Origin of the sequence: Uniformispora flossi, assembly GCF_049534875.1 — a bacterium.
Taxonomy (GTDB): domain Bacteria; phylum Actinomycetota; class Actinomycetes; order Streptomycetales; family Streptomycetaceae; genus Yinghuangia; species Yinghuangia aomiensis.
Genome location: NZ_JBMULZ010000039.1, coordinates 1 through 11,022, shown reverse-complemented (window position 1 = coordinate 11,022; position 11,022 = coordinate 1). Strand labels below are relative to the sequence as shown.

Below are 11,022 nucleotides of genomic sequence, written 5' to 3'. Positions count from 1 at the left end.
CCGCTACGAACGCAAGCCCGAACACTTCCTCGCCTTCACCGCCATCGCCTGCACCCTCATTTGCTATCGCAGACTCACCAAATGAGATGACGTCTAAGGCCGGCTCTGCCGTCCCACATTCTCGGGGGCGGAGCGCTGAACACGGTCTGCCCCGCGGGGTTGACCGCGGTGAGCGCACCGTCGGGCCCCGCTTTCACCGTCAAGCCCTTGGCCTTGAGCCCGAAGTCGAGCTTGGCCAGCTTGGGGTTGCGGGCGGCCTCGGCGCTCTTGACGACCAGGACATGGGAGAACGAGTCGACATCTGCGACGACCTTCAGATCGACCCCGGGCAGCACTTCCGGGTAGGTCGCCGTGTTGCCGGACAGGGTTGGCTTCGGGAGTTTGCCCGGCCAGGTCAGCGCGATCTCCCGGCCGTCCCGGACCATCGTGGCCAGCGGCAGTTTCCCGCCACCGTTGGAGAACGCGAATCCGGCCCGGGCGGCCTTCGGGCGCACCGTGCCGTCCTTCGCCGCGACGAGCGATGCATCGGCCTCGACGTACGCGCCGTTCTTCCGCACGTGGACCGGACGCAGGTAGCGGTCCTGGGTGTAAGTCCCGTCCGGATTGGCGAATGTCTTCGTGTCCTCGGTGCGTTTGGCCGCGATCTCGACCGGCTTCCCGGTCTTGGCGGCCTCGCTGGAGGCCTTCGCGGTCGCACCTTCCTGGACCGCGGCGGTGGTGAGTGTGCTGCCGTCCGAGGGGATGGCTTGATCCGCCGCTTGTGCGGCCGGTGCGGTGTGGGACAACGTCCCCGCGGCGAGTACGGCCGAGAGGCCGAAAAGCATCGCCCGGGGTTTATAAGGGCCCGCCCTGCGGACGGCCCTCCGGGGAATTCCCAACACGATTTCCTTTGCTGGAAGTTATTCGGATGATCACCGGAGCGCTCATTGGTGTTTACGTTCCGTAGACATGACGACCGGGAATCCGCGGTCGCCTCACCCATGAGTCAGGAGGACTTTTACCAGGTCGAGCCCCTGGCATACGACCAAGCAGAAAGTTGGACGGAACGGGGCGATACCGATTATTTTACGTTTGCATTGCCTGATGGCTTCTTTTACGGGAGGGTTTCCCTGCGGCGTGAAATGACTCGTCAAGGGCTGGCGAAAGCGCCATCGATTTGCTAAATTGCGGCGGCTGTTCGTGATCTTGGGGGTGTCGTGAACGCTTTCGGGTGGGGCGTGCGCAGGCACGGTCTGACCGCATGCCGGTTCCGTTCGACCGTCCGCCTGGTTTCGTGTGGGCCGACTGCGGCCACTGTGGCCGCCATGCTGCTGTCCGGGCCTACCAGGCTGCCCAGCCGCGGCTCGTCGCCCTTCCGGCATGCGCGCTGTCCACGGCCGACCTGCCGGATCACGCGACCGGTCGCCTCGCGCAACAACCGCACGGCTTCGACGCTGACGGCGCAAGTTGACCTGTCCGCGACCGCGCAGCGGGTCGTACGCTATGGAACTGCCCGCGGGGCTGGGCGGCCCGCGGCTGAGCCTGCCGCTGGGCTATTCGTCGGCCGGCGTGGACGGGCGCGCGCCGTCATCGGCGTCGTAGCTGTTATGCATCGGCCATGGCTGGGGACTGGGCGCGAACTTCGTCGACCGGACGTACGCCGCGTGCGCGCAACGGCACTTCGGTGAACCGATCCTCGACGCGCGGCGGCTGGCGCGCGGACTACGGTCTGCGTAACGGCAACCTGTCAACGCGCGCATTCGGTCGGCGGTCAGGTTCAGGGCGTCGACTCGTGGATTCTGCCCCAGGACTTCCCGGGGTCCGGCGCATCGGAACTCGGCCGCGGCATCGCGGCCGAGTTGCGCGCTTGGTCCCCGAACGAGTCGGACGACGACGTGCTCCGATCGGCGGTCGAAGTCATCGCATCCTTGACGGACTGACCAGCACTCCTCAGTGAACGCTTGCCGCAGCGTCAGGGTCGGTCCGGTCGAGCCCTCGGGCCAGGCCGCCGAGCCAGTGTGCGGAGGGCTTCGGAGTCCGGGCGAACGTGCCCGGGTCGACGGCGATCAGACCGAACGTCGGACGGAACGACCCCCACTCGTAGTTGTCCAGCGCACTCCAATGCAAGTAGCCGCGCACGTCGACACCGTCGCGCATCGCCGCGGCCAGGGAGGTCAGCGCCTGCGCCGTGTATGCGACGCGCCGCTCGTCGTCCCCGGTCGCGATGCCGTTCTCGGTGACCAGGATCGGCACGTCGGGGCCGACGATCTCCGCGGTGTGCCGCACCGCGTGCCCGACCGCGTCGGGGTAGAACTCCCAGCCCTTGAGTGTGCGTTCCGCATCCTCGGGGGCGGGGAGCAGGCCGTCCGGGCCGATCCGGGTACGGGTGTAGGCCTGGACGCCGACCCAGTCGTCGCCGCGCGCGGCGTCCAGGAACACGTCCTCGCGCGGCCACGCGTAAGCCGCCGCGGCGGCTTCCGCGCCCGGCTCCGCCTGGAACACCTGGTTCGCGACCGTCCACCCGACCCGGATCTCCGGCCGCGCCGCCTTGAGCACCGCCGCCGCGGCGCGGTGCGCACGGATCAGCGCCTCCGTCGTCGCGGCGTCGGGCTCGGGCAGCGCACCCGCGACGGGCTCTTCGTCGTCGGACGGATGCTCCGCGCCCCCGATCTCCTCGAACCGCCCCTCCGCGAACGCCTTCGACAACCCGGCGATCAGCGCCACCATGTTGGGCTCGTTGATGGTGGCCACATAGTCCACGTCGTCGCCGAGGACCTCCAGTGCAGTCTCGGCATAGCGGGCGAACAGGTCGGCCGCGTCAGGCGCCGTCCACCCGCCGCGCGCCGCGAACCAGTAAGGCGACGAGAAGTGGTGCAGCGTGACGACCGGCGTCAGGCCGCGTGCGCGGGCGCCGACGACCATCGCCCGGTAGTGCGCGATCGCCGCGCGTGAGACCCGGCCCTCCTCCGGCTCGATGCGCGCCCATTCGATACCGAACCGGTAAGCGTTGAAGCCGAGTCCGGCGAGCAGGTCCATGTCTTCCGGCCAGCGGTGGAAGCTGTCCGCCGCATCGCCGCTGGGCGCCTCGAGGAAGCCGCCGACGGCGGTGCGCTCCAGCACCCACCAGTCGCTCGACACGTTGTTGCCCTCGATCTGGTGCGCGGATGTCGAGGCGCCGAACAGGAAGCCCGGCCGCGCCCGGAATTCCTCCGGCAGCGCGTCGAGGCGGTCGGTGGGCGTGGCCATGGCGGGGCTCCTCGCGGTGGGACGGACCGGCGCGACACAAAAAGCGTTCATCGATCGGTTTTCGCGCCAGCGTACGCGACGCCCGGCCCCGCGGACACCCCTGGCCCCTCGGGGAAGGCGCACAGGTGGGCGAAGCCCGCGTATATCGCCCAGTCGGTGCGAACTTCTGGTCCGGCGGGCGGGCGGGCGGCAGTCTGGACCCGTGGCCTGGGCCCGGCGGGTCGCCGGCCGGGTCGTGAGCTGCCGTCCGTACCGCGTCCGAACGGAGTTCCCGTGGAAGACACCGTCCAGTCGACCGGCACCCTGTCCGTCCCGCCGCTGCCCGACTTCCTGTCCGCGGAGGTCGCCGCGGACCCGTACGCGTATTACCGCAACCTGCGCGAGCAAGCCCCGCTGCTGTGGCACGAAGCGAGCGGCACGTACCTGGTGTCCCGCCACGACGACCTGGTGCGCGTCTTACGCGACCCCGCCTTCACCACCGACCACTACGCGCAGTCGATGGAACCGGTCTACGGCCGCACGATCATCCAGATGAACGGCCACGAGCACGCCGTCCGCCGCGCGCTCGTCACCCCCGCTTTCAAGGGCTCGCTGTTCCAGGAGCGCTACGCCACGGTCATCGAGCGCACCGCCCGCACCCTCATCGACGGCTTCCGGCACCGCGGATCCGTCGACGTGGTCACCGAGTTCGCCCGCGTGTTCCCGGTCGACGTCATCTGCCGCATGCTCGGCTTCGACCACGCCGACGCCCCCAAGTTCCGCACCTGGTACCGCGCCATCGTCACCTGCTTCGGCAACCTCACCGGCGACCCCGAGATCGCCGCCCTGGGCGTGCGGACCCGCGCCGAAATGACCGACTACATGGTCCCGATCATCGAGGACCGGCGCCGCAACCCGCGCGAAGACCTGCTGTCCGACCTGTGCGTGGCGACCGCCGACGGCGAGGCCATGGACACCGAGGACATCCGCGCCTTCACCGCACTCCTGCTGGTCGCTGGCGGCGAGACCACCGACAAAGCCCTCGGACTGGTCTTCCGCAACCTGCTCGCCCACCCCGACCAACTCGACGCGGTCCGCCGCAACCCCGGACTCGTCGGCGCGGCACTTGCCGAAACCTTGCGACTCACCCCGCCGGTCCAGGTCATCCAGCGCCTCGCCTCCGCCGAGGCCAAGCTCAGCGGCGGCACCGTACCCGCAGGCAGCCTCGTCACCTGCCTGATCGCCTCGGCCAACCGCGACCCGCGCAAGTTCGCCGACCCGGAACGGTTCGACATCTTCCGCGCGGACCTCGCGGTGAAGAAGGCCTTCACCGCCGCCTCCGACCACCTGGCGTTCTCCCTGGGCCGCCACTTCTGCCTCGGCGCCGCGCTGTCGCTGGCCGAGGTCTCGACAGCGGTACCGATGCTCCTGGACGCCATGCCGGACATGCGGCTCGCCCCGGGAGCGGAGCCGACGGAGGAGGGGTTGTTCGTACGCGGGCTGGACACGCTGCCGCTGGAGTTCACCGCGCGGGAGTAGACGTGCGTCGGCAGTGCGCGGCCGGCCCAGGGGAGCGGCCTGCACGACCCTGACGAACGGACAGCGCGTACTCGCCGAGCAAAGGCCCGCGAACGTGCGCCTCCCACGCATCCACCTGCGTGACGAGCGCGGCCAGCGGTCCCGCGACGAGGCGCAGTTCGGCTTCCTTGGTGGCGTGTAGATCCTCGAGCGCGGCAGCCCTGCCCGCGAATTCGGCCACGTCCGCGTCGGCGGAAACGGCACAGTGCGGTGGCGGCCGCTGCGGCACGACACCGGGTCCGGCCTCGACGCCTGTCGACGCCGCCCGCCCAACTCCGCACTGCCCAGAAACCCAACCTGGTCAAGCATCTCGTCCCATCCGCTGCTACCTTGGCGCGACCCGCCGACGACCTGCTTGCGAGCAGCGTGGACGTGCCTGCGGCCGGCTTGCGACGAGGGGAGACACCGATGCGCGCCCTGCGCTGCGAGGGCCCGGGTGGACTGGCGGACTTGGCCGTCCGCGACGTCCCCGATCCGGAGCCCGGCCCCGGTCAAGTCCTCCTCGACGTGCGCGCGGCCTCCGTCGACTTCGTCGACACGCTGATCGCGGACGGGCGCTACCAGCTCCGCGTCCCCGTGCCGTTCACGCCCGGCAACAACGTCGCGGGCGTGGTCACGGCGGTGGGGCCGGACTGCACCCGGTTCGCGGTAGGCGACCGGGTACACGGCATGGCGTTCGTCGGCGCGTTCGCCGAACGCGTGCGCGTGCCCGAGGCGCAACTGCGCGCCACCCCGGACGGACTCGGCCACGACCTCGCCTGCCTCGCGGGCAGCAACTACCGGACGGCATACGACACGCTTGTCTCCACCGCCCGCGTCCGCCCCGGCGAGAACGTCGTGATCCTCGGGGCGTCGGGCGCGGTGGGCAGTTCCGCCATCGCCCTCGGCAAGGCGTTCGGTGCGCGGGTGATCGCGTGCGCGTCGAGTCCGGAGAAGCTGGAGTTCTGCCGGACGGCGGGGGCCGACGAGGTCGTGCCGTACACCGAACCGGACTTCAAGGACCGCCTCAAAGCGGCCTGCGGCGAACGCGGTGCCGACGTCGTCCTCGACACCGTCGGCGGCGACTACGCGGAACCCGCTCTGCGCGCCACCGGCTACGGCGGCCGCTACGTCGTCATCGGCTTCGCCGCGGGGGAGGTGCCGCGGGTGCCCCTCAACCTCGTCCTCCTCAAAGGCTCGACGATCCTCGGCTACGAGATCGGCGCGTTCCAACGCCACCACCCCGCCGAAGCCGAAACCAACCGCGAGGCCCTGGAAGCCATGCTCACGGACGGCCGCCTCAAGCCGCCGATCACGGGGCGCTACACGCTGGAATCAGCGGCGGAGGCCATGCGGACGGTGTCGGGGCGTGAGAAGTACGGAGTGACGATCATCGAGGTGAGGTAGGGGAGCAGCCGTCACGACGGCGTGTCAGCCGCGACGGCGTGTCACTGCGCAGACGGCTCCAACCTCCCCACCCACCGCACCTCGCCGTCCTCCACCACCTCGGTCGCCGACAGCCCCGCCGCTTCCGCGACGGCCGCCGACGCCCGGTGCTCCGGATGAATGTGCGCGACCACCGTCCGAACCCCCAGCTCGCCGAGCCGGCCGACCAGCCCCACAGCCGCTTCGCGGGCAATCCCGCGCCCCTGCCACGGTGTGCCGACGACCCAGGCCACTTCGGCGGTGAGTGACGGACCCTCAACCGTCGCCTGCACAAACCCGGCCGCGCAGCCCTCGTCCCGCAACCGGACGATCCAGTTCAACCAGCTGATCCGGGGCTCGGGCGATCCGGCAACGAGCCGCCGGTACCGGACACGCAGTTCCTCCGGGCTCTCCGGCGTCCCGCCGATGTAGGCATGCAACCCGGGATCCGCCAACACCACGGCCATGGCGTCGGCGTCCTCCGCCGACAACGGCGTCAGATCAAGGCGCTGCGTCCGGATGGCTTCCGCCGTGAAACGCGTCGGCCCTTGCGATGTCACGCGATCTGCTCCCTCAGTCGTCCGCCCCGCCATCAACCAGCCCCAACCGTCGCACACCCGCCGGTGACAGAACGGCCGCCTGCATCCGCCACCATCCCATCCGCACCAGCGCGATCGCCGACGGCACTGGTCTCACAGGCAGGACCTCGCGTCCTTCCGCCCAGTTCCGCACCAGTCCCACGGTGCTCGCGACCGACCTGACCACCATGGTGACGGGCAACCGCGGCGGCGTGACCGACCAGGTGTGCCACAGCGCCCACCCCTGCGGCGTGGCCGACACGCCGAGCTGATCGCAAGCGTCTTCGTAGGACACACCCAGCTCCGGATGCACGTTCGACGGAGTCAGCAATGCCACGGCTGCGAGCCGCACAAACACCCCCGTGCCGCCGTCGCCATCGAGCGTTTCCCCGCACCCGTCGCCCTCGAAATGCTCATGCCGCAATGCCCGCCCCAACGCAGCCACCGCACGCGCCAGTGGCGTTGCCGCGCCCTCCGCGCCCTCCGCGCCCCAGCCCACCGCGACCACGCGGCGTGCCAGGCGCTCGATCTCCCGCAGATACGCATCATCGGCGGGACCGATGCCTCGCCCCGTTGTCGTCGAACTCATCGCCGGGACTCTCGCACGCCCCAACCCGGAGCGCATGCGGATATCGGCCCGGCGACGAGCCCGGCGGGTCCGGCCTACAACCGCGCCCCTCCCGTGGCGTCGACGACCCGCCCTGTCACCCACCGCGCGTCGTCCGACGCCAGGAACGCCACGATGTCCGCGATGTCCTCCGGCTGGGCGACGCGACCGAGGGCGGCCATGGACGCCGCGTGGGCCTGCGCTTCCGGGTTGCCGCGCAGCCAGGCGGCGTTGACGTCGGTGTCGACGATTCCGGGGGCGACCGCATTGACGGTGATGCCGCGCGGGCCGAGTTCCTGGGCGAGATTGAGGGTGAAAGTGTCCAACGCGCCCTTGGTGGCGCCGTACGCGATGATCTCCGGCATCGCCAACCGTGCGGCGCCGCTGGAGATGTTGACGATGCGGCCGCCGTCGCGCAGCCGCGAGAGCCCCTGCTGCACGATGAAGAACGGTGCGCGGACGTTCACCGCGAACACCTCGTCGAACCCGTCCTCGGTCAGCGCCGCCAGAGGAGCGCTCCGCCCGATGCCGGCGTTGTTGACGATGATGTCGACTGCGCCGTCATCCGTGTACGCGCGACTCGCCTCGTCGTACGCCTCCCACAGTCGCACCGCGTCGCCGTGCCGCCCCAACTCCGCGTGGATCGCGAACGCCTCGCCCCCGTCTTTCCTGATCCGTTCGACGGTGTCAGCGGCCGCGGCTTCGTCGCGCCCGTAGGCGACGGCGACCGTCGCGCCGTCGCGGGCGAGGCGCTCGGATATCGCCTTGCCGATGCCGCGGCTGCCGCCGGTGACCAGGGCGAGCTTGCCGTGCAGTGCCTGAAGTGCGGTTGCGGGCATGGGGAATCTCCCGTTCGTCATTTCTTGAGTGATGATTCAAGAAAACCGTAGCACGGGTTCTTGAGTGATCGCTCTAGAATGGTGGCGAGGATAGGCAGCAGGCAGGGAGACGCACACATGACCGGAACGGGAGCGAAGCGCGGCCGCCCCCCGGCGTTCGACCGCGCGGCAGTACTCGACGCCGCAACGAGGCTGTTCTGGGAGCGCGGCTACGAGGCCACGTCGATCGGCGACCTCACGCGCGCCATGGGCATCAAACCCGGCAGCCTCTACGCCGCCTTCGGCGACAAGAAGGCCCTCTTCAAGGAAGCCGTGCAGGCCTACGGCGCCTCGCCCGTCGGTGCGTTCATGGCAGCCGCCCTCGACGAGGAACCCACCGCCCGCGGCGCCATGGCCCGAATCCTTCGCGAAGCCGCGGCCACCTACCCCGACCCGGCCCACCCGGCCGGCTGCCTCACCATCAGCGCGGCCACCAACGTCACAGAGGCCGACGACGAGATCGCCGGCTACCTGCGCGAGCTCCGCAATGCCAACCTCGGCTACTTCACCGCCCGCTTCACGGAAGCCCAACACGCCGGCGAACTTCCGAAAGACGCCGAACCCGCAGCACTGGCGGCCTACTTCGCGACCGTGATCCAGGGCATGTCGCAGCGCGCCCGCGACGGCGCCACGGCAGCCGAACTGCGAACGACAGCAGCCCTGGCCCTCGCGGCGTGGCCGGGGTAAGCGCCACGCTCCTTGCCCCGTTTCGTTGCGCCGTGGTTCAGAGGCGGACTCCCGCGGCGCCGGGCTCCAGGAAAGCCCCAGCGTGGTTGCGGCCCAGGGCGTCGTCGAGATGCCGGAGTATTCCGGGCGCCCGCGGCTGGTCGTACCGGCACTCGGGCAGGCGCAGGTGGCGGTTCAGCCAGGCGGACAGCAGGGCAGCGTCGTCGTGGGTGCCGAGCATGCCGAGCGCGATGCAGTAGCCCTCGTAGGCGTAGGTCAGTTCGCTGGCCATGAGGAGTTCGCCGATCCGTCGGCGGAACCGCTCGCGGCGGTCCAAGCCGATCACCCAGCCCGCGACGGTGCGATAGCGCCAGTTCGGTCGGAGGAGCAGCTCCAGCTCAAGGTCGGTGATCTGCCCTGCGTCACAGCCGAGTTCCCTGAGGAACGTGGCGCGCTCGACGGTCGGCAAACGGGCGAGCCGACGCCGAGCAGCTCCATGTAGCGGCCGAACTCGGCACTGCCGACCACCTAGCGGCGAACGGAGTCGGTCTCGGGTGCCGACGGCGGGAAGTCCGTGGCCGCATCCTGGCCGGGGATTTGGGGGGCGTCCAGGCGGTTTCCCCGGCCAAGGCCCCGCCGCGTCAGGCGAGCGTTGCTCGGGCGGCTTCGTGGAACTGGACGTACTCGACGGTGGCACCGCCGGGGTGGCGCACGGTCATGTTGCGGCCGGTAGGGACGTCGTTGGGGCCGTCGACGACCGTGCCGCCGTGCTGTTCGACGAGGTGGAGAACGTCGTCGAGGGAGTCGACGAGCGCGGTGGCGTGGGTGCCGCGGTAGGGCGCGAGGGCTTCGGCCGAGCCCGCGAGCAAGAGGTAGCCGCCGATGCTGGCGAGTTCCAAGCCCTCGTAGGTGAAACGGAGTCGCGGCTGCTCTCCGGTGAGCTGGACGAAGGTGGGCAGCGCTGCGTCCAGGTCGTCGACATAGACGCGGGCGAGGGTGGCGAGCAGTGACACGGGCATCTCCAAGATCATTTCGATATTCCCGAAACATCGAAGTGATCGGCATACTAGCCGGTGCCGACGCATGACGACGAGGAGGAACGGTGGACCGGCCCGACGCTGTGGACATGGACTTGGCCGGGGTGCTTCATGCGCTGGGGGACCCGGTCCGCTTGGGGCTGGTCCGCCGGATGTCCGACGGCGGAGAGTGCGCGTGCAGTCCGGACGGCTTGGACGTGCCCAGGTCGACGCTGACGAACCACTGGCGGATTCTGCGCGAAGCGGGAATCACCGAGACCCGCCGGGCGGGCAAGGCGCGCATCATGACGTTGCGCCGCGCGGCACTCGACGCGCGGTTCCCGGGGCTGCTGGCCGCGGTATTGGCGGACGGCGAGGGAGCGGGCGGGAGATGAGCACCGCGACCGACGGACGGACATCCGCGGCCGAGTGCGCCCGGAAGGGAGGATCTCCGCATGGACAGAGTCGTCGATCTTGACGAGGCTGCCGTGGCTCTGGCCGCGCGAACGGCCGGCTGGCGGTCGGCCGGTCTCGACGTGGGCCCGCTGACCTGGAGGGATATCGAGGCCTCGTGGCCCGAGCCGCTCGAGACCGACCGGGCTCGGGTGCGTGACCCGGATTCCGTTGGCGTGGTCGTCTCCGGGCCGGGAGGCGCCGAGTTGTCGGTGGTGCTGTTCCGCGGCGGCTGGGCCGACGTGGACTTCATCGCGACCCTCGACGACGCCGGCTCCCTCATAGCCTCGGGCATCGCCTCCACGTCGGACTTCGCGAACCGCATGGATCAGTGGGTGGCCCGGGTCTTCGGGGCGGGCGCCGCCGCTCGGTGAGGGCTGGTCCGCGGCGTGACGGGCATCCATGCCGGGCCGTGCGCCGAGCCGGGCTTGCCTTGCCGCCGGAAGGCATCCGACGATGCGGCGCCAACCGCAGGCGGACCGCCGACCCCCGGCGCCGACCCGGCGCGTGTCAATGCGCCAGTTCCTCGCCGGGATCATCGCCCGGCACTCTGCGCGGCAGCCGCGCAGAGTGCCGCGCCTCCGAAAACCCCGGCGGGGGGGGGGGGGGGCCCCGGCGGGGGCGGCGCCGCCCGGCAC

General features: G+C 70.5%; 12 protein-coding genes. 5 read left to right on the top strand and 7 right to left on the bottom strand.

Translation table 11 applies throughout. The features are described 5' to 3' along the window. Positions 1-74 precede the first annotated feature (74 nt). Positions 75-824, bottom strand: coding sequence for a hypothetical protein (locus tag ACPA54_RS38725; protein ID WP_423537223.1), 750 nt, complete (start codon positions 822-824; stop codon positions 75-77). Between the two features lie 1,105 nt (positions 825-1,929). Next, entirely contained in the window at positions 1,930-3,225 is a 1,296-nt protein-coding gene (locus ACPA54_RS38720) for a glycoside hydrolase family 1 protein (RefSeq protein WP_423537221.1), read from the bottom strand. Between the two features lie 273 nt (positions 3,226-3,498). Here ACPA54_RS38720 and ACPA54_RS38715 point away from each other — a divergent pair, with 273 nt between their 5' ends. Beyond that, the gene (locus ACPA54_RS38715) at positions 3,499-4,743 is read left to right on the top strand and encodes a cytochrome P450 (protein WP_423537220.1); all 1,245 of its coding nucleotides are present in this window, start codon (positions 3,499-3,501) and stop codon (positions 4,741-4,743) included. Positions 4,744-5,190: 447 nt separating this feature from the next. Next, on the top strand, positions 5,191-6,168 hold the full coding sequence (locus ACPA54_RS38710) for an NADPH:quinone oxidoreductase family protein (RefSeq protein WP_423537218.1): 978 nt from the start codon (positions 5,191-5,193) through the stop codon (positions 6,166-6,168). Between the two features lie 41 nt (positions 6,169-6,209). On the opposite strand, the gene ACPA54_RS38705 is transcribed toward ACPA54_RS38710, so the two are convergent. The 3 genes from ACPA54_RS38705 to ACPA54_RS38695 all read right to left on the bottom strand — a co-directional run bounded on the left by ACPA54_RS38705 (position 6,210) and on the right by ACPA54_RS38695 (position 8,210). Next, entirely contained in the window at positions 6,210-6,746 is a 537-nt protein-coding gene (locus ACPA54_RS38705) for a GNAT family N-acetyltransferase (protein WP_423537216.1), read from the bottom strand. A 13-nt stretch (positions 6,747-6,759) separates the two neighbouring features. Next, the gene (locus ACPA54_RS38700; protein ID WP_423537214.1) at positions 6,760-7,353 is read right to left on the bottom strand and encodes a hypothetical protein; all 594 of its coding nucleotides are present in this window, start codon (positions 7,351-7,353) and stop codon (positions 6,760-6,762) included. Positions 7,354-7,427: 74 nt separating this feature from the next. Continuing rightward, on the bottom strand, positions 7,428-8,210 hold the full coding sequence (locus ACPA54_RS38695; protein WP_423537212.1) for an SDR family oxidoreductase: 783 nt from the start codon (positions 8,208-8,210) through the stop codon (positions 7,428-7,430). Positions 8,211-8,327: 117 nt separating this feature from the next. On the opposite strand from ACPA54_RS38695, the gene ACPA54_RS38690 reads away from it, so the two are divergent. Beyond that, a complete protein-coding gene (locus ACPA54_RS38690) occupies positions 8,328-8,936 on the top strand; it encodes a TetR/AcrR family transcriptional regulator (RefSeq protein WP_423537211.1) in 609 nt (202 codons plus the stop codon). Positions 8,937-8,973: 37 nt separating this feature from the next. Here the strand turns inward: ACPA54_RS38690 and ACPA54_RS38685 are convergent, their stop codons facing one another. After that, positions 8,974-9,384, bottom strand: coding sequence for a DUF6000 family protein (locus tag ACPA54_RS38685; RefSeq protein WP_423537209.1), 411 nt, complete (start codon positions 9,382-9,384; stop codon positions 8,974-8,976). A gap of 172 nt (positions 9,385-9,556) precedes the next feature. Then, on the bottom strand, positions 9,557-9,934 hold the full coding sequence (locus tag ACPA54_RS38680) for a VOC family protein (protein WP_423537207.1): 378 nt from the start codon (positions 9,932-9,934) through the stop codon (positions 9,557-9,559). 83 nt (positions 9,935-10,017) lie between these two features. Here ACPA54_RS38680 and ACPA54_RS38675 point away from each other — a divergent pair, with 83 nt between their 5' ends. Both ACPA54_RS38675 and ACPA54_RS38670 read left to right on the top strand, forming a co-directional pair. Then, the gene (locus ACPA54_RS38675; protein WP_423537206.1) at positions 10,018-10,326 is read left to right on the top strand and encodes an ArsR/SmtB family transcription factor; all 309 of its coding nucleotides are present in this window, start codon (positions 10,018-10,020) and stop codon (positions 10,324-10,326) included. A gap of 60 nt (positions 10,327-10,386) precedes the next feature. Continuing rightward, positions 10,387-10,758: a hypothetical protein gene (locus ACPA54_RS38670; protein WP_423537204.1), complete on the top strand. Its 372-nt coding sequence runs from the start codon at positions 10,387-10,389 to the stop codon at positions 10,756-10,758. Positions 10,759-11,022: the final 264 nt, after the last annotated feature.